The organism is Streptosporangium sp. NPDC023963 (assembly GCF_040639135.1).
GTDB lineage: Bacteria > Actinomycetota > Actinomycetes > Streptosporangiales > Streptosporangiaceae > Streptosporangium.
In genome coordinates this window covers 43714-63047 of sequence record NZ_JBEZZK010000015.1, presented here as the reverse complement: position 1 = coordinate 63047, position 19334 = coordinate 43714, and the positions used below count along the sequence as shown (strand labels likewise).

General features: G+C 72.0%; 16 protein-coding genes. 10 read left to right on the top strand and 6 right to left on the bottom strand.

Annotated elements, in window-relative coordinates; genetic code table 11:
- Positions 1 to 172 precede the first annotated feature (172 nt).
- On the bottom strand, positions 173 to 1027 hold the full coding sequence (locus AB0F88_RS33545; protein WP_362693442.1) for a helix-turn-helix transcriptional regulator: 855 nt from the start codon (positions 1025 to 1027) through the stop codon (positions 173 to 175).
- Between the two features lie 152 nt (positions 1028 to 1179).
- Here AB0F88_RS33545 and AB0F88_RS33540 point away from each other — a divergent pair, with 152 nt between their 5' ends.
- Positions 1180 to 1785: an NAD(P)H-dependent oxidoreductase gene (locus AB0F88_RS33540; protein WP_362693440.1), complete on the top strand. Its 606-nt coding sequence runs from the start codon at positions 1180 to 1182 to the stop codon at positions 1783 to 1785.
- Between the two features lie 148 nt (positions 1786 to 1933).
- Complete coding sequence (locus AB0F88_RS33535; protein WP_362693437.1) at positions 1934 to 2428, top strand: hypothetical protein; 495 nt, start codon at positions 1934 to 1936, stop codon at positions 2426 to 2428.
- A 493-nt stretch (positions 2429 to 2921) separates the two neighbouring features.
- Here AB0F88_RS33535 and AB0F88_RS33530 read toward each other — a convergent pair whose 3' ends face one another.
- Together AB0F88_RS33530 and AB0F88_RS33525 are read right to left on the bottom strand one after the other, a co-directional pair.
- On the bottom strand, positions 2922 to 3602 hold the full coding sequence (locus AB0F88_RS33530) for a GAP family protein (protein ID WP_362693434.1): 681 nt from the start codon (positions 3600 to 3602) through the stop codon (positions 2922 to 2924).
- 197 nt (positions 3603 to 3799) lie between these two features.
- Entirely contained in the window at positions 3800 to 5125 is a 1326-nt protein-coding gene (locus AB0F88_RS33525) for a GH1 family beta-glucosidase (RefSeq protein ID WP_362693432.1), read from the bottom strand.
- Positions 5126 to 5195: 70 nt separating this feature from the next.
- Here AB0F88_RS33525 and AB0F88_RS33520 point away from each other — a divergent pair, with 70 nt between their 5' ends.
- Positions 5196 to 5852, top strand: a complete 657-nt coding sequence (locus tag AB0F88_RS33520; protein ID WP_362693429.1) for a TetR/AcrR family transcriptional regulator — start codon at positions 5196 to 5198, stop codon at positions 5850 to 5852.
- Between the two features lie 138 nt (positions 5853 to 5990).
- On the opposite strand, the gene AB0F88_RS33515 is transcribed toward AB0F88_RS33520, so the two are convergent.
- Positions 5991 to 6929: an aldo/keto reductase gene (locus AB0F88_RS33515; RefSeq protein ID WP_362693426.1), complete on the bottom strand. Its 939-nt coding sequence runs from the start codon at positions 6927 to 6929 to the stop codon at positions 5991 to 5993.
- A 101-nt stretch (positions 6930 to 7030) separates the two neighbouring features.
- Here AB0F88_RS33515 and AB0F88_RS33510 point away from each other — a divergent pair, with 101 nt between their 5' ends.
- On the top strand, positions 7031 to 7393 hold the full coding sequence (locus AB0F88_RS33510; RefSeq protein ID WP_362693424.1) for a MerR family transcriptional regulator: 363 nt from the start codon (positions 7031 to 7033) through the stop codon (positions 7391 to 7393).
- A gap of 238 nt (positions 7394 to 7631) precedes the next feature.
- Positions 7632 to 9098: a penicillin-binding protein 2 gene (locus AB0F88_RS33505; RefSeq protein WP_362693421.1), complete on the top strand. Its 1467-nt coding sequence runs from the start codon at positions 7632 to 7634 to the stop codon at positions 9096 to 9098.
- A 175-nt stretch (positions 9099 to 9273) separates the two neighbouring features.
- Here AB0F88_RS33505 and AB0F88_RS33500 read toward each other — a convergent pair whose 3' ends face one another.
- A complete protein-coding gene (locus AB0F88_RS33500) occupies positions 9274 to 11151 on the bottom strand; it encodes an ABC transporter ATP-binding protein (RefSeq protein ID WP_362693418.1) in 1878 nt (625 codons plus the stop codon).
- Positions 11152 to 11317: 166 nt separating this feature from the next.
- On the opposite strand from AB0F88_RS33500, the gene AB0F88_RS33495 reads away from it, so the two are divergent.
- From AB0F88_RS33495 to AB0F88_RS33480, 4 genes are all read left to right on the top strand, one after another.
- On the top strand, positions 11318 to 13795 hold the full coding sequence (locus tag AB0F88_RS33495; RefSeq protein WP_362693414.1) for a tetratricopeptide repeat protein: 2478 nt from the start codon (positions 11318 to 11320) through the stop codon (positions 13793 to 13795).
- 645 nt (positions 13796 to 14440) lie between these two features.
- Positions 14441 to 15217: an AMP-binding protein gene (locus AB0F88_RS33490; protein ID WP_362693411.1), complete on the top strand. Its 777-nt coding sequence runs from the start codon at positions 14441 to 14443 to the stop codon at positions 15215 to 15217.
- Positions 15218 to 15333: 116 nt separating this feature from the next.
- Positions 15334 to 16116 carry an SDR family NAD(P)-dependent oxidoreductase gene (locus AB0F88_RS33485; RefSeq protein ID WP_362693408.1) on the top strand — a complete coding sequence of 261 codons (783 nt, stop codon included), beginning with the start codon at positions 15334 to 15336 and terminating at the stop codon, positions 16114 to 16116.
- A 159-nt stretch (positions 16117 to 16275) separates the two neighbouring features.
- The gene (locus AB0F88_RS33480; RefSeq protein ID WP_362693406.1) at positions 16276 to 17010 is read left to right on the top strand and encodes a hypothetical protein; all 735 of its coding nucleotides are present in this window, start codon (positions 16276 to 16278) and stop codon (positions 17008 to 17010) included.
- A gap of 52 nt (positions 17011 to 17062) precedes the next feature.
- Here the strand turns inward: AB0F88_RS33480 and AB0F88_RS33475 are convergent, their stop codons facing one another.
- Positions 17063 to 18049, bottom strand: coding sequence for an ArsR family transcriptional regulator (locus AB0F88_RS33475; RefSeq protein ID WP_362693403.1), 987 nt, complete (start codon positions 18047 to 18049; stop codon positions 17063 to 17065).
- A 66-nt stretch (positions 18050 to 18115) separates the two neighbouring features.
- Here AB0F88_RS33475 and AB0F88_RS33470 point away from each other — a divergent pair, with 66 nt between their 5' ends.
- Positions 18116 to 19327 (top strand): MFS transporter, encoded by a 1212-nt coding sequence (locus AB0F88_RS33470; protein WP_362693400.1) that lies wholly within the window; start codon positions 18116 to 18118, stop codon positions 19325 to 19327.
- Positions 19328 to 19334 lie beyond the last annotated feature (7 nt).

Sequence of the window (19334 nt, the reverse complement as noted above, 5' to 3'; positions counted from 1 at the left end):
GCCGGAAAGGCTCGCGGGGCCTTGGCCGGAAAGGCTCGCGGGGCCGTCGTTCACACGAGAGGCCGTCGAGGCTGTTCCGCCGCGCCCCGCAGGAGGCCGTCCGGCGGCGTCCTCGCGTGCTCACCCGGCCCGTACCGGTGTGCGGGGTGCTCCGTGTCAGCTGGAGACCGTGTCAGCTGGAGACCGCGCGCAGGGCGCCCGGGTGGCGGCCGGTGAGGCGGTCGAGCGCGGCGGAGGTGGCGCTGTCGGCGGGGAGATGGACGATGAGGCGCTGGTCGTCGTCGGCGGGCAGTTCGAGGGTCTCGTACGCCAGGCGCAGCTCACCCGCGTCGGGGTGGACCAGTCGCGTGACGCCGCTGGACTTCGGGAGGCCGGGCAGGGTGTCCACCCGCCCGGCGAAAGCGGCCCCGGCGGTGACGGCCAGCTCGTCGGCCAGCGTGGCGATGTGCCAGTCCGCCCGGAACGGCCCCTGCTTGAGGGCGGCGACCTGCTCGTCGGCGACATGGTCCCAGTCGGGATAGGCGGTCCGCGCCCGGCTGTCGCTGAACACGAAGCGGGCGAGGTTCGGCGGGCTGCCGTCCAGCAGGCCGATCGGTCCCGCCAGCCGTTCGTAGCCCGCCGTCCAGGCGAGGATCTCGCTCAGCCGGTTGAGCAGCAGGGCGGGGGCGGGCTCCAGCCGGTCGAGCAGTGCACGCACGGTGGGACGGACCGCGCGGGCCGGCGTCGTGGCGCCCATGCAGGTGAAGCCGCCGTCGGCCGACTTGGCGAGCCGGTGCAGGTGGACGCGTTCGCTCGTGGTCAGCCGTAGCGCGGTGGCCAGCGCCGAGAGCACGGGCGCGGACGGGTGGCGGTCGCGTCCCTGTTCGAGCCGGGTCAGGTACTCGACGCTGACCCCGGCGAGCGTGGCCAGCTCGGCCCTGCGCAGGCCCGGTGTACGGCGGCGGGGGCCAGTGGGCAGCCCCACCTCGGCGGGGGTGACGGCTTCGCGGCGGATGCGCAGGAACATGCCCAGCTCGTTGTCGCTCACGTTTCGAACGTAACAGCCGTGGTCGCCGTGGTCGTGGCCCTGCCACTACCAGTCTTGGCCCGGTCTTCCTGGTCTCCGCCCCGCCCGGCAGGTTGATGGACGTGACCTTCACGGTCGCCTCGGACCTCGAACCCCCGACAGGGAGTACAACCATGCCCAGTGAGACCCTCAAACTCGCAGTGATCATCGGCAGCGTCAGGGAGGGCAGGTTCGGCCCGGTGGTCGCGAACTGGTTCACCGAACGGGCCGAGCGTCACGGCCGGTTCACGGTGGATCTCATCGACCTGGCGGACACGCCGCTGCCGCTCGAACTGCCGCCCCTGCCGCCGGCGCTCCAACCCGACATGGCCCGTCCGGCGGAGATGGCGGACCTCACCCGGCGGATCGAGGCGGCCGACGCGATCGTCGTGGTGACGCCGGAGTACAACCGGAGCTTCCCGGCCTCGCTGAAGGCCGCCATCGACTGGCACTACACCGAGTGGGAGGCCAAGGCGATCGGCTTCGTGGGCTACAGCGGGGGGAGCGGCGGCCTCCTGGCGGTCGAGCAGCTGCGCCAGGTCTTCGGCGAGTTGCACGCCCACACCGTCCGCGACTACGTCAGCTTCCCCCGGTACTACGAGCTGTTCGGCCCCGACGGCGCCCTCAAGGATCCCGAGGGTCCCGAGCGCGCCGCGAAGGCGCTGCTCGACCAGCTCCTCTGGTGGGGTTCGGTCCTGCACGACGCCCGCCGCGACCGCCCGCGCGTCACCGCAGGGTAGGACCCACCGGAAAATCCGTTTGCCGCAGCCGTACGCCGGGTTAGGCTGCCGTCACGCTCCGGTCGATCTTCACGGATCTCATGGACCTTCACGGAGGAGGTGGGGCGCTTCTGGAAGACCGGACGTCATATCCCGGAGGGGTGACCGCATGACAATGTTCGTCCATCTCACGGCGGCGAAGAACATCCGATCGGTGCGGCGGGCCGGAATCGGCGCGCGAAGCCGCGGCCGCGACGGCCTGCCGGGTCTGTTCTGCCTGCCGGTCCTGCCCTCCTACCAGCTCACCCACCAGTGGGTCCGCGAGCTGAAACGCGGGGGGCGCCGTACGCTGACGGCCGTCGACTTCCGGGTGCCCGACGACGAGCCGGTGTTCGTGGGCCACTACGGGCAGGAGCACGAGCTGCTCCCCAGCGCCGAGGCCGCCGCCCTGATCGCCGGGTGCGACGACGCCCGGGGATACGAGGTCTTCATCCCCCGGGCGATCACCGCGAAGGAGATCCACCGCGTCCGCGCGGTGAACCAGGTGACCGGCTGGAGATACATGCCCAAAGCCCACGGCAGGCGTCCGTGTCCGTGTCCCTGCTGCCTCGCGCCCGGCGAGTACGGCGCGGCCAGGATCCGCCGGGCGGCCATGGGGGCCTGAGGCTCCGTGAGCCCCGAGCGGACGGACGAGGATCGGCGGACGGGAGATGTCGTTTCCGGAGGTTCCCGTAGCTGGGTGAGCAGGGTCGACGAGGAAGTTCTGCGAGAGGGCGCGCCTGGCCCGGTCGCGTTCACCGCGGCCACCGTCTTTCCTGACCTTTCTCTGGGTGTGTGAATGGTTTCCGTGCGCGAAGGAGTGCGTCACAGCTTTCGCCCTTTCGGGTCCGAGGTGAGGAAAGGTCTCGGAGGCCCTGGGCGCGCATCGGGGACGTGTGGAGAACGGAGGAGAGGTGACGCGTCCCTAGCGAGCCGGAGCCTGGCTGCCGCGGGGACGGATCACGTAGCCGACCATCTGGGCGGCGAAGTACACGCACATGGCACTAGACGGTACGGCCCGTCTCGCTTCCTCGCAGCGGGTTTTCCGCCGGCGAGACCGGAACAGGTTTTCCGCCGACGAGGCCGGGGCGGGCCGGAGGGTGCCGGGGGTACCGGGATCAGCCCCCGAACAGGCGCCACGCCGCGTCGCGGGCGACGAGGAAACCGACGATGCCCAGGGTCCAGCCGAGCGCGGAGGCCGAGTGCCTGCGCATCCAGGCGCGCAGCCGTTCCAGCTTCGGGTCGAGCCGGCCTCCGGCGACGGTCTTGACGCCGAGCAGCACGAGCGGCGGCAGGATCATCACGAGCACGTAGCCCGCGAGCAGCGGCACCCACTGGACGGCGGGCAGGTTCGCGCCGGTCATGAAACCGATCGCGCCGAGGTAGGGAATCATCGTCGCGACCTCCAGCAGGGCGGCGGTCAGCCCCAGGAGGATCATCGTCCCCGGCCCGCCGAGGCGGGGCTCCCAGCGGCTCGGCCCCTCCTTCTCCCTCTGGCGCTTGGAGTCGAAACGGAAGCTGAGCAGGAACAGCCCCACGCCGATCACCAGCTGGATCCAGTAGGCGGTGCGGCTGTACAGGGCCTCCTCGAAGGTGGCGAGGGCCGCGGCCAGCCCGAGCATCAGCGCGACGCCGACGCCGAAGTAGAAGGTGGCGACCGTGGCGAGGTAGACCAGCAGGCGGCCCGCCGGCGACCGGTCCGAGGCGAGCAGCAGGTAGGCGGGAATGCCGAGGGTCCCGAAGCTCGTGCTGTCGACGAGCGCCAGCGCTCCCAGGGTCAGTACCAGTTCGATGGTCAACTTCGCTCTCCGTCGGTGACGCCGGGGGCGCGGTGGCCCCGCGTGCCCCGCGTATCCGCGGGCGCCTCCGGCCATGACCATGGGAGCGGGTACGGGGGGTGATCGGTCGGGTTCCGGTTCTCCTCACCTCCGATCATGCGATGCCGGAACCCGGACGACCTCCTGCGTGACACCGAAGTCGCCGTACATCTTTCGGACTACGGCAGGGAGGGTGTGCCGGGCAGGCCCCGTGAGATGCGGTCGCGCAGCCAGTGGTAGGAGGCCTTCGGGGTGCGCGTCCCGGTGGGGAAGTCGACGTGCACGAGCCCGAAGCGCTGGCTGAAGCCCTCGGCCCACTCGAAGTTGTCCAGCAGGGACCAGACGTAGTAGCCGCGCACGTCCACCCCCTCGGCCCGCGCCCGCTCGACGGCCCCGATGTGGCCGTCGAGGAAGGCGATCCTGTCCTGGTCGTCGACCGTGCCGCCGGGGCCGGGCTCGTCGGGCTGGGAGCAGCCGTTCTCGGTGACGTAGACCGGCGGGAGGGCGTCGCCGTACCGGGCCCTGAGGCCCAAGAGCAGCTCGCGCAGGCCGTCGGGGACGACGGGCCAGCCGAAGGCGGTGGTGGGATAACCGGTGACGCCCGCGTCCTCGAAGGGAAGACCCTCACCGGTGGGCGCGGCGATCCGGGTGGGGTTGTAGTAATTGATGCCGAGGCCGTCGAGGGGCGTGCCGATCAGGTCCAGGTCGCCGTCGCGCACGCAGTCGAGGCTCACCCCGTACGCGGACAGGTCGGGATAGGCGCCCAGGAGCACGGGATCGTTGAACAGGCGGTTGTGCAGGACGTCGTAGGCGTCGGCGGCAGCCAGGTCGGCGGGGTCGGAGGAGACGGGCCAGACCGGGGTGCAGTTGTTGGTGATCAGGACCTTCTCCGCGCCGCGCGCCCTGAGCTCCCGCACGGCCAGGCCGTGCCCGAGCAGCTGGTGGTGGGCGGCCGGGAGCGCGTCCAGGATCAGGGTCCTGCCGGGGGCGTGGGTGCCCAGGGCGTAGCCGAAGACCATGTGGATGAAGGGCTCGTTCAGGGTGATCCACAGGGGGATCCGGTCGGCGAGCCTGTCGGCCACGGCCGCGGCGTACTCGGCGAAACGGTACGCGGTGTCGCGGTTCAGCCAGCCGCCCTCGTCCTCCAGGGGCTGGGGCAGGTCCCAGTGGAAGAGCGTGGCGGCGGGGACGATGTCCTTCTCGTGGAGCGCGTCGGCCAGCCGGTCGTAGAAGTCGAGGCCCGCCCGGTTGATCGCGCCCCTCCCCTCGGGCTGGACGCGCGGCCAGGCGATGGAGAAGCGGTAGGAGTTCGCCCCGAGGCCGGACATCAGCGCGACGTCCTCCGGCCAGCGGTGATAGTGGTCGCAGGCCACGTCGCCGGTGTCGCCGCCGCGGACGCGGCCGGGCTCGCGGGTGAAGGTGTCCCAGATCGAGGTGCCCCGTCCGTCCTCGGCGACGGCGCCTTCGATCTGGTAGGACGCGGTCGCCGTACCCCAGAGGAACATCCCGGCCTCCAATTTGCGTGAGTCTGGCTCATGTTAATCCCCCGGGTCTGTCGTAGGGGATGATGGGGAGATGACGAACGTCTCCGGGGGAACGCTTCGCCGCCGGCCCGCTCAGCGGCGAAGCCTGGAACGGGTGGAGCGCATGCTGGACGAGTGCGCGCGGTTACTGGACGAGGTCGGCTACGAGGCACTGACCACCAAGGAGGTCGCGCGCCGCGCAGAGGTTCCAATCGGCACTTTCTACCAGTTCTTTCCCGACAAACAAGGGCTTGTACGCGCGCTGGCGCTGCGCAATCTGGAGGCGTTCCTCGGCAGGATCACGGCCAGGCTCGCCGAGGTGCAGCTGTCCGAGTGGACGGAGATGGTCGACCTCGCGATCGACGAGTTCGTCGCGATGAAACGGTCCACACCGGGATTCGCGGTCGTCGACTTCGGGGGAGTGCTCGCCTCGCCCGGCGGTCCCATCCTCATGGGGACCCGTCGCATGCTCGACGCCGCCCTGGAGAACAACGCCATCGTGGCCGACCGGCTCCGCGCGATCACCGTCGAGCTGCTCGGTGCCCCGCTCGGCCCCGAGCTGGACCGGGTGCTCTTCGTCGCGGTCGAGGCCGCCGACGCGGTGCTCAAACTCGCCTTCCGATCCCTGCCCGACGGTGACCCCGAGCTGATCGCCGAGTGCAAGCACCTGGTCCGCCGCTACCTGTCGGCGCACCTGCCGCAGGAATGACGGCGCCCGCCGCCGGTGCTCACCGGCGGCGGGGCCGACCGGCGGGACCCGCCACCGTCGGTGAGCGCGGTCGGTGAGCGCGGTCGATGGGCGCCGTCGGCGGACGCGGTCGGCGGACGCCGCCATCGGCGGGTCCCGTCAGCGGACGGCGTCCAGGCGGGCGCGGTGCTCGTCGTCGAGCTTGAGGTCCAGCGCGCCCAGCGCCTCCTCCAGCTGCGGCAGGGAGCTCACACCGACGATCGGGACCGTCGTCACGTCACCGCCGATCAGCCAGGCCAGTACCACCTGGTTGACGGTCGCGCCCAGCTCGCCCGCGATCTCCCGCAGCACGGCCAGCCCGCGCTCGGTGCCCGGGTGATCATAGATGTCCTGGACCGGCCGGTCCTCGCGCGTGTAGGCGCCGAACATCAGCGTGTTGTACGCCCACAGGGTCAGGCCGGGCTCCGAGCGCAGGTAGTCGAGCATGTCGTCCTGGACCAGGACGTGACCCGCCTCCGGCAGCCGTACCCCGGGCCGGGGCCGCAGGTAGGTGTGGCGGAGCTGGACGTTGGTGTAGAGCGGCCAGCCGTTCGCCCGCGAGGTGGCGCGGGCGCGCTCCAGGCGCCAGGCCGGGACGTTGCTCGCGCCGATCTCGCGGACCTTGCCCGCCTGGGCCAGCTCGGCGAAGGCGCCCAGGGTCTCCTCCAGGGGAACGGAGCGGTCCTCGATGTGCGCCCAGTACACGTCGACGTGGTCGGTGCCCAGCCGCCGCAGGCTGCCCTCGGCGGCGGCGGCGATCGCCGTGGCGGACAGGCCCTCGGCGGAGTCCAGCGTCCGGTCGCCGGGGACGGTCGGGCGCGCGCCGCACTTGGTGCTCAGCACCATCCGGTCGCGGTTGCCCCGGGCGGCCAGCCAGCGGCCGATGGCCAGCTCGCTCTCGTCGCCGGTGGCGCCCTCGTTCCAGAACGGGTAGTTGTTCGCGGTGTCCAGCAGGGTGCCCCCGGCGTCGGCGAACCGGTCGAGGATCGCGAAGCCGGCCCTGTCGTCGAGGACGGTGCCGAAGGGGATGGTGCCCAGGGCGAGGGGGATGTGTGTCATGAACGCCACCCTGAATGCTGGAGTGGACTCCAGGGCAAGTGGGTCGCCGGGAAACATCGGAACTTGACCTTGAGTGGGCTCCAGGTGACATGCTGCCCGATGTGAGTGTGTACACACCGGGACAAGTGGTGGAGGAGACCGGCTTCAGCCTCGACACGCTTCGTTACTACGAGCGGATCGGGTTGCTCGAGTCGATCGGCCGCAACGCGGCCGGGCAGCGCCGGTTCACCCAGGAGGACGTCGGCTGGCTCGGTATGATCCGCTGCCTGCGCGACACCGGCATGCCGATCGCGGAGATGCTCCGCTTCGCCGAGATGACCAGGGCGGGTGACCACACGGTCCGCGACCGCATCGCGCTGCTCGAAGCCCACGACCGGCGGGTGCAGGAGCAGGTCGAGAACCTGCGCGAGAAGCAGGTGGCGATCCGGAACAAGATCGCGTATTACCACTCGGTGGTCGACTAGGAACTCCACGGCCCGCGTCGGCGGGGAACCGGGAACCGTACGGCCCGCGTCGGCGGGCGACCGGAGACCGAGCGGCCCGCGTCGGTGGTAGGCCGGACGGGCACGCGGTTCGTGCCGGCGGTGAGCCCCGGGGCTTATGGCCGTCCGGAAGCCGTACGACGGCTTTGCTCCTGGTCGGGGTGCCCTTTTCGGTCCGGCTGTTAAACCGGTATCGAGGTCGGGTGTCCGGGGAGGGGCCATGGTCGCACCGCGCGCGCGCCGGATCAACATTCCACTGCGCCACGTCGCGCTGATGTGCGGGGGGATGCTGTTCGCCCTTCTCGCCAACGTGACCTACCTCCAGGCGCTGGACTCCGAGCGGCTCAACGAGGACCCGCGCAACAAGCGGACGATGATCGCGCGCTTCGAGAGTCCCCGGGGCAGGATCCTGCTCCGCGACGGTACGGTCATCGCGACCAGCCGCAAGTCCAGGAGTGCCACGTACCGGTACCGCAGGGTCTATCCCGGCGGGCCGCTCTACGCGGCGATCACCGGGCACTTCTCGCTCTACGGCACCGGTGGCGTCGAGCAGGCCGAGGAGGCCCTGCTGTCCGGGAGCGACCCCCGGGTGAAGGTGCGGGGGCTGGTCGACGGCACCCGCGGCGGCGCCACGCTCATGCTCACCGTGGACCGCGGCGCCCAGCGGGCCGCCTACGACGGGCTGCGCGCCACCGGGAAGCCCGGCGCCGTCGTCGCGATCGACCCGCGCACCGGCGCGATCCTGGCCATGGTCTCCCTGCCCTCGTACGACCCGAACCTCTACACGAGCTTCGACGCGGCCAAACTCGACCGGGTGGACAAGCGGCTGCAGGGCGACCCCGAGGACCCGCTGCTGAACCGGGCGATCCAGCGGAACTACCCGCCGGGATCCACCTTCAAGATCATCACCGGCGCGGCGGCGCTCGGCTCGGGGCGCTACGACCCCGGCACCCGCGTCAGCGCCCCGAAGTCCTTCCGCCTCCCCGGCACCGCCACCTACCTGCGCAACGCCGGCGGCGCCGCCTGCGGCGGCGGCGCCCTCCCGCTGCTCCAGGCGTTCCGGCTCTCGTGCAACACCCCCTTCGCGAAGATGGGGGTCGACCTCGGCCAGGACGCGCTGCGCGAGCAGGCCGAGGCCTTCGGGTTCGACACCGACGACCTGCAGGTGCCGATGCCGGTGGCCAGGAGCGTCTATCCCCCCGCGCTGGACGACGCGCAGACCGCGATGTCGGCGCTGGGCCAGTTCGACGTCCGGGCCACCCCGCTCATGATCGCGATGATCGCGGCGGCGGTGGCCAACGACGGCTCGCTGATGCGCCCCCACCTGGTGGACGGGGTCCGGCTCGCCGACGGCACGGTGATCGACGTGACCGAACCCTCGCCGTACCGCCGCGCGCTCGGCGCCGAGGAGGCCGAACGGCTCACGGAGATGATGGTCGCCGTCACCGGCAGGGGAGGGACCGGCGTCGCCGCGGCCGTCCGGGGTGTGAAGGTCGCAGGGAAGACCGGCACGGCGGAGAACGCCGTCTCGGGCGAGGACCACGCGATCTTCACCGGCTTCGCCCCGGCGGTCTCCCCCCGGATCGCCGTAGGGGTCCTGGTCGAGGGCGGCGGGCCGGGCGGGCGGGTGGCGGCCCCCATTGCCAGGGCCGTCATCGAGGCGTTCCTGGGCGGTCAGACCGAGTAGGACCCGGCCCGGAGACGAGGCCGGGCCGGGGAGGTTCCGGCCCGGGGGTAACAGAGGTCGGCGAGGTTCCGGCCCGGAGGTTACAGAGGCTGGCGAGGTTCCGGCCCGGGGGTAACAGGGGCCGGGGAGATTCCGGCCCGGAGGTGACGGAGGTCTTCGAGGCCGTCCCGGCGGGTCAGGCGGAGTAGGCCCTGGCCTGGAGGCTGTAGAGGTCGGCGTAGAGGCCGTCGAGGGTCATGAGCTCGTCGTGGGTGCCGTGCTCGACGACCTTGCCGTGGTCGAGGACGTAGATCCGATCGGCGTAGCGGACGCTCGCCAGCCGGTGGGTGATCAGCAGCACGGTACGCCCGTCGGCGTGCCGCCGGATGCGCTCGAACAGGGCGTGCTCGGCGCGGGCGTCCAGGGCCGCGGTGGGCTCGTCGCAGATCAGCAGCGGGGCGTCCCGGTGGAAACCGCGGGCCACCGCGATCCGCTGCCACTGGCCGCCGGACAGCTCCTGGCCGTCCTTGAAACGCCGGTCGAGCAGGGTGTTGTAGCCGTGCGGCAGCTCGGCCACCACCTGGTCGGCGCCCGCGACCTCGGCCGCCGCGACGAGCGCGGGCTCCCCCTTGTCGGTGCCCATGCTGATGTTGTAGCGGGCGGTCAGCGGCCAGCGCGTATGGTCCTGGGCGATGACCGCGATGCGGTCGCGCAGCTCGTCGGGATCGACGTCCGCCAGGTCCGTGTCGTCCCAGCGGACCCGGCCGCCGTCCGGTTCGTACAGCCCGGACAGGATCTTGGCCAGCGTGGTCTTGCCCGAGCCGTTCTCCCCGACGAGGGCGATCACCTCGCCCCTGCCGATGGTCACCGTGAGCCCCTGGAGCGCCGGATCGGCGGAGCCCGGATAGGTGAAGACGACGTCCTCGGCGGTGATCCGCTCGAAGCTCTCCGGTGCCTTCGCCGGGCGTCCGGCGGGCAGCCTGCCCTCGGCCTCGGCGCAGAAGTCGAGGAAGTCGGTGAAGTACAGGCCCTCCTCGTAGAGGCGGTTCGTGGCGTACATCAGGTTGGCCAGATAGGTCTGGCCCGAACGGATCGCCAGCACGGCGGTGCCCGCGACCGCCAGGGGGACCGCCCCCACCGCCAGCAGCACGCCCAGGGCGACGTAGACGACGGCCGTGCCGACGCCGCCCAGCGCCTCGCCGACGACCCGCGCGAGGACCTGCCGCCTGGCCAGGCCGAGCATGACCGTCTGCTCGGCCGTCGCCACCGTGTCGTACATCCGCATCAGGAAGCCGCGCATGGTGAACGAGCGCACCTCCGCGGCCGGATCTCGGTCCGCGAGCAGCTCCGCGATGATCCACTTACGGCGCCTGGCCGGGATCAGGGCGTACATCGTCGTGTAGCGCATGCGCGCCGAGCGGACCGCCGCCCACGCGTCGGGCAGCACCGCCAGCACCAGCAGCGGCAGCAGGACCGGGTGGAGCACTCCCAGCACGCCCGCCGCGGCGACGATGCCGATGATCGCGGTCAGCGTGTTGATGGCCGTGCCCACCACCTCGTCCGCGACGCCGACCCCACGCGACCTGGCCCGCTGGAGCGCGTCGTGGAAGTCGGGGTCGTCGAAGGCCGCGAGGCCGACCCGGCCGGTCAGCCCGTACAGGCGTTCCTCGGCGATCCGGCCTACCTGGGGCTCCAGCCGTGACTGGGCCCAGCCCGCGCCCGCCTGCGTGAGGGTGCGCAGGGTCGCGGCCACCCCCACCAGGATCAGGCTGGGCAGGGCGGCCCGCACCCGGTCGGGCGTCGGCCCCGCCTCGAACAGCGCCGACAGCACCCCGGTCGTGGCGAGCAGCCCGAACGCGGTGAACACCCCGCTCAGCAGGCTCAGGGAGATCGCGATGACGGTGTCGCGGGGACTGGCCAGCCACGCCAGCCTGACGGCCTGCGACACCAGCGCCGGAAGCCTGCGGGCGATGGTCAGGAAGCCGACCTTCGTCATCTTGTCGGTGTGGGCGTACCAGCCGGAGACACTGATCTCGCCGATCTCGGGGGCCGGGCCGGCGGGGGAGTCTGTCATGGGAGCAGTGTGAGTCGCCGCACCGGCGATGGCCATCGGATGGCCGTGGGCGGCCACGGCGGGGCAGGATAATCCATAGGTCGGAAAAGGTCTAAGACTGGGCATGGTTCGGTAATTGATGTCACACTTTCTGTGACGGTTCTATCCGCGACCTCTCTAAGAGCCGATGACCCAGGACACCGCACACTCCTCCTTCACCGGAGGCAACCTCCCCCTCGAACCCAACGGCTTCGTGGGGCGTGAAGCCGACGTGGAAGAGCTCACCGACCTGCTGGGCGTCGCCAGGGTGGTGACGCTCTGCGGGGCGGGCGGCATCGGCAAGAGCAGGCTGGCGGTCCGGGTCGCCGGCCAGGTGGCGGGGGAGTTCCCCGACGGGGTCTGGCTGGTCGAGCTGGCCGACGCGGTGCGCGGCGACCAGATCGAGCCCCGGGTGGCCGCCGTGCTCGGGGTCAAGCCCGAGCCGTCCCGCGCGCTGGCCGACACCCTGATCGACGCGCTCGGCGACCGGCGGCTGCTGCTGGTCATGGACAACTGCGAGTCGCTCATCGAGGAGTCCGCGAGGTTCTGCCGCGCCGTGCTCACCGTCTGTCCCGACGTACGCGTGCTCACGACCAGCCGCGAGCCGCTCCGGGTGGCGGGGGAGACCGTGTGGCGGGTGCCGCCGCTCACCCTGCCCAGGAGCGACGGCCACGACCTCGGCACCAGCGAGGCGGTGCGCCTCTTCGCCGACCGCGCCACCGCCGCCTCGCGGGCCTTCTCCGTCACCGAGCAGAACGCGGCCGACATCGCCGGGCTCTGCGAGGCGCTCGACGGGATGCCGCTCGCCATCGAGCTCGCCGCCGCCCTGTGCAGGGTGCTGACCGTGGAGCAGATCAACGCCAGGCTCAGGGACAGGTTCCGGCTGCTGTCGGCGGGCGACAGGACGGCCCCGGCCAGGCAGCAGACGCTCAGGGCGACCGTCGACTGGAGCTACCAGCAGCTCAACGAGCCCGAGCGGATCCTCCTGCGCCGGCTCGCGGTCTTCACCGGCGGGTGGACTCTCGACATGGCCGAGCAGGTCTGCGCGGGCAACGCGCTGTGGGCCGAGGACGTCCTGGGGGTGCTCTGCGACCTGGTCGACAAGTCGCTGGTCCTGGCCGACGCCGAGGTGGCGGGCGAGACTCGCTACCGCATGCTGGAGACGATCCGCGAGTACGCCACCGAGCAGCTCGACGCCTCGGGCGAGGAGCCCGAGTTCCGGCGGCTGCACCGCGACCACATGATCGAGATCGCGGCCCGGATCCACCGGACGATCGTCCGGAGCCCCCGCCCGGCCTGGACCGAGATCTGTCCGATGCTCGTCATGCTGGACGAGCTCCAGACCAACGTGTGGGCGGCGGTGCGCTGGTCGGTCGAGTCCGCGGGCGACCCCGAGAGCGCGCTGCGCCTCCTCGTCCTGCTGCGCTGGCCGATCATCGCCGGGGGAAGGTTCACCCCGGCCGACAAGTGGCTCGACCGCCTGCTCGACGCCGCCCCCGAGGACCTGACGCCGTCCGTGCGCGGCGACGCGCTCGCGCTGCGCGGGCAGGTGGCCTTCGGGCAGGGCGACCCCGACACCGCGCAGATCGCCTGCGCCGCAGCGGTCGGCCTGTGCCGCGAGGCCGGCCTGTACGGACCGCTCAGCGGCGCGCTCGCCATCCTCGCCTGGGTGGCCATCTACCAGCGGCGCCCCGAGCGGGCCAGGTCCCTGCTGGACGACGCGCTGGAGGCCGTACGCACGGTCGACGACCCCTGGCACGAGACGGTCATCCGGTCCATGGAGGGCACGTTCGCGCTGTCCGAGGGCAGGGCGAAGGAGTCACAGCGGTCCTTCGAGGCCGCGCTCGCCATCGCCCACGAGCTCGACAACCACTGGGCCGCGCCGGTCGCCCTCATCGGCCTGGCCCAGGTCGCCTGGCTCCGCGGCGACCTGGCGGAGGCCCGCGCCCACTACGAGCGCGCCCTCGACATGCTCCAGGACATCACCGCCCACTGGCAGGCCATCACCTGCCTGTCGGGGCTGGGCCGGATCGCGCTGGCCCAGGGAGACCTCCCCACCGCGCGGGGCAGGCTGATCGAGAGCCTGCGGCTCTGCATCGGGACCGGCCAGCGGCTCGGCGTGGCCCGCCGCATCGAGACGCTCGCGCAGCTCGCGCTCGCCGAGGAGGACGACCGCCGGGCGGTGCGCCTGGCCGGGGCCTCCGCCGCGATCAGGAGCGCGATGGGCGACGCCGTGCTGCCGCCCGGGTTCGGGGCGCGGATGGAGGAGCTGCTCCAGCCCGCCCGGGTGCGCCTCGGCGACGCGCTGGTCGCGCAGCTGTGGGCGCACGGCCAGGAGATGTCCCAGGAGCAGGCGGTCCGCTACGCGCTGCAGTTCGACGAGCCCTACGAGACGCCCCTGCTGCTCGGCAAGCATCCGGTCGTCGCCCCCATGACCACGCTCACCTGCCGGGAGTGGGAGATCGCCGAGCTGATCGCCAGGGGGATGAGCAACAAGGCCATCGCCGACGAACTGGTGATCAGTCCCGCCACCGCGGCCCGGCACGTCGCCAACATCCTGGCCAAGCTCGGGTTCTCCTCCCGGACGCAGGTCGCCACCTGGGTCATCGAGCAGAACCGCTCCTGACCGGCGCGGCTGCTCACACGCCTCACCCGGCGCCGGTGAGGGCTACATACTCCGGACTACACATTCGCGGGGGTGAAGATACATCCCGGGATACGCAGTCCGGAGCATGTGTCGTACCCGCCGCGCGCCGTACGTTTTCCTGGTGTTCGACCGATGACGTCCAGCCTTCCGCACCGCGCCGGCCACAGTTCCGGTCCGGGACGGTAGGTCCACACCATCCCGGGCGTCTCGGTCGAGCACGTCGCGGACGTCGCGTGTCCCCGCTTGATGGCCGAGGTCTCCTCGGAGGGGTGGGGGCTTGGGCCATGGGTCATGCGACAGCGGGCTCGAGTCGCGCAGGGCTCGGGCCCGCCCATCGCCTTTCCAGGCTCTTCTCCTGGTTTCTCCTTTTCGGCCGCGGCGTCGGGGCCCGCGGACCGGGCGCCGCCCGAGGGGAGACCAGGCATCAACCGAGGGGGAACCGGGCGCCGTCCGAGGGGGAACGGGGCGCTACCCGAGGGGAGACCGGACAACCACCCGAGGGGTAACGGGGTGCCGTCCTGGAGGAGAGGCCGAATACCCGTCCTGGAGGAGGGGCCGAATACACAGTCATCTACATACATCTGCGGATGCCCGCGCGGATCGAGCGGCCCTACCGTCGGCGGAATGAGACCCACCTCTCCGTCCACCAGCTGCACCCTCACCGAAGCGGTGTTCGGCTACGCGCACGGTCGAGGTGACCGGCCCGCACTGATCGACCTCGGCGCCGGGGTGGTGTACGGCTACCGCCGGCTGGCCGCCGAGGTGACGCGGGGAGCGTCGGGCCTGGTGAGGCGGGGGGCCCGGCGGCGCCAGGTGGCCGGGATCCACGTCGACAGCGCGGTGGCCCAGACGCTGGCGGTGCACACGGTCATCGCGGCGGGAGGGGTGGCGGCGCCGATCGCCTCCGGATGCGAGGAGATGGCCGACCTGCTCGCCGAGTGGGACGCGCGGCTGCTCATCACCACCCCGCCCCTGGCCGACGCGTCGTTGCGGGCCGTGGAGGACTCGCGGGTCCGGCAGGTGATCGCGTTCGGCCAGGCCCGTGACACCGTCGACTTCGCCGACCTGCTGCTCCTGGAGCCCGTCCCGCTGCCCTTCCTCGACCCGGCGGTGCAGCCCGCCCTCCTGGTCGACGACGGGGGCGTGCTCACCCACCACGACCTGATCGTGCGGATGAACGTGCTCGACGAGGGCGCCGAGCTGGGGAAGTCCGACGTCCTGCTGGTGACCTGGCCCCTGCGGTGCAGCCTGGCCATGACGACCCTGATCGGGCTGGCGCTGATGCGCGGCTCCCTCGTCGTCGTGGCCCCCGGCCTCTCGCCCGGCGAGCTGTCGGCGACCATCCACGACTTCGGCGTCACCGTCGTGGCGCTGTCCGACGGGGCCGTCCAGCGCGTCTGAGGCGATCAGGAGGCGGCTGACCGGGTCCTGACCTGGCTTGATGTGCGTTCGACGGCGTGTGCTCTCCTCCCCTGGGTAGTTAACGACCAGCATGTTCTGCAAAGGGGATCGTTCTCATGGCGCGCATTCTGATCACCGGCTCCACCGACGGCCTCGGGCTCATGGCCGCCCGGCTGCTGGTTCACGACGGCCATGACGTCACGCTGCACGCCCGCAACGACACCCGAGCCGGCGACGCGCGCGACGCGCTGCCGGAGGCGGAGGCCGTCGTCGTCGGAGACCTGATCACCATCGAGGGGATGCGGTCCGTGGCGGTCCAGGCCAACGAGCTGGGCCGCTACGACGCGATCATCCACAACGCCGCCGTCGGATACCGGGAACCGAGCAGGATCGAGACCGCCGACGGCCTGTCCCACGTGTTCGCGGTCAACGTGCTCGCCCCGTACCTGCTCACGGCGCTCATCACCCCACCCGGCCGGCTGGTCTACCTCAGCTCCGGCATGCATCGCGGCGGGGACCCCAAACTGGACGACCTCCAGTGGAGCACCCGCAACTGGGACGGTTCGCGGGCGTACGCGGACAGCAAGCTGCTGGACGTCGTCCTGGCGTTCGCGGTCGCCCGCCGATGGCCGGACGTGCTGTCCAACGCGCTCGAACCCGGCTGGGTCGCGACGAAGATGGGGGGTCCGGGCGCGCCCGACGACCTCTCCCTGGGCCCCGTGACGCAGGTGTGGCTGGCCACGAGCCAGGACCCCGAGGCCATGGTGACCGGTGGCTACTTCCACCACCAGGAGCCGCGCTTCGCCCACCCCGCCGCGCGGTCGCCCGAGGTGCAGGACGGCCTCCTCGACGCGTGTGCCAAGCTGGCCGGCGTCCCGCTCCCGTCGCACGCGACGTGAACACGCCGTCGCGGCCGGGACCGCCGGCGCCCCGGTGCTCCGGCCCGCCCGCATCCGTCTCCACGACGGCCGTCCAGGCCCCCCTCGGCCGGTTCTCGCCCGGCTCCACGACCCGGCGGCCTCCGGAGGGTTGAACCGGACGAGGCCCGCGGACGTCTCATGATCATGCGATTGATCGTCCTCACGTCTCTCGTCGCGTTGACCGCCTGCGGCGCGCCCGCACCCGTGGCGCGGAGCACGGGCGCACCGGCGGCCTCCACCCCCGCCTCGGCGCCGGCCTCGACGCAGACGCGGGCGGCGGCGGAGTCCGGGTCCAGGTGTGCTCCGGCCCCCTCCAAGAGGCTGGACCCCAAACTGCTCCGGCAGATCGCCTTCGACTACGACCCCCTCAACTCCCCGGAGGAACTCGCGGCGAAGACGCCGCTGGTCGTCGCGGGAACCATCGGGGACTTCGTACCGGGACCGATCGTCGAGGAGGGGCTCCCCGGCGACCGTACGCACTACGTGCTGATGCCGGTGAGAGTGACCGAGCGGTTCAAGGGGCGGTCCGCCGCTCTGGTCCACGTGAAGTTCTTCCAAGGCGGGATATGGCGGGACCGGACCCCGGTCCACTCGGTGGCCGACTTCCGCAGGGGGGTGCCCGAGGGCACCAGGGTCCTGCTGTTCGTCTACCCGGACACCCGGAAGGAGTGGCCCGTGGTCGAGGACCGGGCGGCTCTCCCGGCCGGGACGCCGATCTACACGACCCATCCGCAGGGAGCGCTCCTCGGCAGGGGGCTGCGGGTGATCGGCGGCATGGAGGAGATCGATCCGGCCTCCCGCTGGGCCGATCCCTGTGGCCTGGACGGCATCGCCGCGCGGCTGCGCGCCGCCGGGTATCGCGGCACCCCCTGAACCGCTCGCGGCGCTCCGGCCTCGTCTCGCCGGGAAGTCCGCGGCCGGTTCCTCAGGGCCGGAGTCCCGAGGGGCTGACCAGGGAGTCGCCCAGCGCGGTGCGGTGGTACAGGACGCCCCGGCCGGTGCGGCTCCCGGTGACCAGGCCCGCCTTGCGCAGGGCGGAGATGTGGCCGCCCACGGTGCCCAGGCTCAGCTCCAGCAGGGTCACGAGCTGGGTGGTGGTCGCCGGGGTCGCCAGCTCCAGCAGGAGGCGGCTCCTGGTCCTGCCGATCAGTCCGGCCAGGCCGTCCGGCGTCTCGGGCGGGATGCCGGTGCCCCGGGCCGGATAGCTGATCGCGTACGGCCAGTGGGTCTCCAGGTAGAAGCCGATCCCGGTGGGGAACACGGTCGGCACGAAGAGCAGTCCGCGCCCGTCGAGCCGGCAGGTCTCGTCCGCGTCCCTGGAGAGCACCTCGATGACACCGTCGGGACGCCAGCGGACCCGGGGGGTGAGGTCGTCCAGTGCCGCCGCCCAGCCGTAGGTCGCCAGGCGGCCCGCCCGCTGGACCACGTCCCGCTCCAGGATCGCGTGGAAGCGCGGCCACGCGGGGGACACGATCTCCTCCCAGATCGCCTCCAGCGCCTCGGCGAACAGCCGTACGACGTCCGGCGAGAACAGCACGTCCCTGACGGGTCCCGGCAGGCGCGGCATTCCCTCCAGGTTTCTGGCGATCTCGGCGTGCGCCCGCGCCACCGGGGTGGCGCGCACCACCGCGAGTTCCGCCTCGACCGGGGTGTTCACCCCGGTCGGCGGCGGCGCGGGGAAGTCGGCGTTGTAGCGCCGCTCGCGGAACAGCGCCACCATGGGCCTCAGCCCGGGGTACGCGAGCAGCAGCCTCTCGTACGGCTCCCGCATCCTGCCGGCCCACGACCGCCACTCCCCGGCCTCCCTTTTGCCGGAGAGGATCCAGAGCGCGTGCTTGGTCACGATGAGGGGGGAGATGGCGAACCTGCTGGCCATGATGTCCTGCGGGGTGACCTCGATGCGGATGATCACGGGACGACCTTTCGGATATATCCGAAAGCTTAGCCAGCCGTCCGGACACCTCCCACCATCGTGTCCATGACCACACAAGAGCGCGGCGCGACCTATACGGAGGTCTTCGCGAACCGGGAGTTCCGTGTCCTGTTCGGCAGTTTCACCCTTCTGGTGGCCGGGGACCAGGTCAAGATGCTGGCCCTGTCGGCGCTGGTCTACGCGCGGACCGGCTCGCCGGGACTGTCGGCGGCGGCGTACATGGTGGGGTTCCTGCCCTACATCGTCGGCGGGACCTTCCTGCTCTCGCTCGCCGACCGGATCCGGCCGCGTGCGCTGATGGTCGCCGGTGAGCTGGTGCGGGTGGTGACCTGCCTGCTCCTGGCCTTCACGGGCCTGCCCGTCTGGGCGATGCTCCTCCTGGTCCTGACCACCGGGCTGTTCTCGCCCGTCTTCGGGGCGGCGCGCAGCGCCCTCCTGCCCGACCTGCTGCCGGGTGACGCGTTCGTCCTGGCCAGGTCCGTGCTGAACGTGACGGCCGCCGGTGCCCAGATCGGCGGCCTGGCGGCGGGCGGCGCCATCCTCGCCCTCGCGGGACCCGCGGGGGCGCTGGCCGCCACCGCCGCGCTGTCCGCCCTGTCGGCCGTGGTGCTGCGCTACGGCCTGCCCGACTTCCCCGCCAGGAACGCGAGCGCCGCGAACCCGCAGGGGGACGGCCCCGTACGGGAGACGCTGCGGGTCAACCGGGCCCTGCTGGCGGACCCCCGGGTGCGCGGCCTGCTGCTCGCGCAGTGGCTGCCGGTCTCGCTCGTGGTGGGTGCCGAGGCGATGATGGTCCCCTACCTGGGAAACGCCGCCGGGTTCGCGCTCGCCGCCGCCTCCGTCGGCCTGGCGGCCGGCAACTTCGTCGTCGGCCGGTTCGTCTCGCCCGCCGGCCGGGAACGGCTGGCGTTTTCCTTCGCGATCGTGTCCGGCGTTCCCCTGCTCGCCTTCGCCGCCCGGCCGGGACTCGTGGGAGCCGCGCTGATCGTGCTGCTCGCCACGGCGGCGTCGGCCGTCTGCCAGCTGGGATTGCAGCGGTGGTTCGTGGACGCGGTTCCCGAAGCGGTCAGGGGGCAGGCCTTCGGCCTGGCCTCGGCGGGAATGATGACCGGCCAGGCCCTGGGCGGCGCCCTGGTCGGCGTCGCCGCCGAGCTGACCGCCCCGCACACGGCGATCGTCCTCGTGGGAGCCGCGACCGTCCTCTCCTCACTCGCCCTGCACCGGTCGCTGAGAGCCGGCGGGCGGCGGCCCGCGTGACAGCCGC

Excerpts from the sequence above, each read along its gene's own strand:
- AB0F88_RS33540 (WP_362693440.1), top strand. The coding sequence starts at position 1,180 with ATGCCCAGTGAGACCCTCAAACTCGCAGTGATCATCGGCAGCGTCAGG.
- AB0F88_RS33490 (WP_362693411.1), top strand. The coding sequence starts at position 14,441 with ATGAGACCCACCTCTCCGTCCACCAGCTGCACCCTCACCGAAGCGGTG.
- AB0F88_RS33500 (WP_362693418.1), bottom strand. The coding sequence starts at position 11,151 with ATGACAGACTCCCCCGCCGGCCCGGCCCCCGAGATCGGCGAGATCAGT.
- AB0F88_RS33495 (WP_362693414.1), top strand. The coding sequence starts at position 11,318 with ATGACCCAGGACACCGCACACTCCTCCTTCACCGGAGGCAACCTCCCC.
- AB0F88_RS33505 (WP_362693421.1), top strand. The coding sequence starts at position 7,632 with ATGGTCGCACCGCGCGCGCGCCGGATCAACATTCCACTGCGCCACGTC.
- AB0F88_RS33520 (WP_362693429.1), top strand. The coding sequence starts at position 5,196 with ATGACGAACGTCTCCGGGGGAACGCTTCGCCGCCGGCCCGCTCAGCGG.
- AB0F88_RS33515 (WP_362693426.1), bottom strand. The coding sequence starts at position 6,929 with ATGACACACATCCCCCTCGCCCTGGGCACCATCCCCTTCGGCACCGTC.
- AB0F88_RS33525 (WP_362693432.1), bottom strand. The coding sequence starts at position 5,125 with ATGTTCCTCTGGGGTACGGCGACCGCGTCCTACCAGATCGAAGGCGCC.
- AB0F88_RS33535 (WP_362693437.1), top strand. The coding sequence starts at position 1,934 with ATGACAATGTTCGTCCATCTCACGGCGGCGAAGAACATCCGATCGGTG.
- AB0F88_RS33470 (WP_362693400.1), top strand. The coding sequence starts at position 18,116 with ATGACCACACAAGAGCGCGGCGCGACCTATACGGAGGTCTTCGCGAAC.
- AB0F88_RS33480 (WP_362693406.1), top strand. The coding sequence starts at position 16,276 with ATGATCATGCGATTGATCGTCCTCACGTCTCTCGTCGCGTTGACCGCC.
- AB0F88_RS33485 (WP_362693408.1), top strand. The coding sequence starts at position 15,334 with ATGGCGCGCATTCTGATCACCGGCTCCACCGACGGCCTCGGGCTCATG.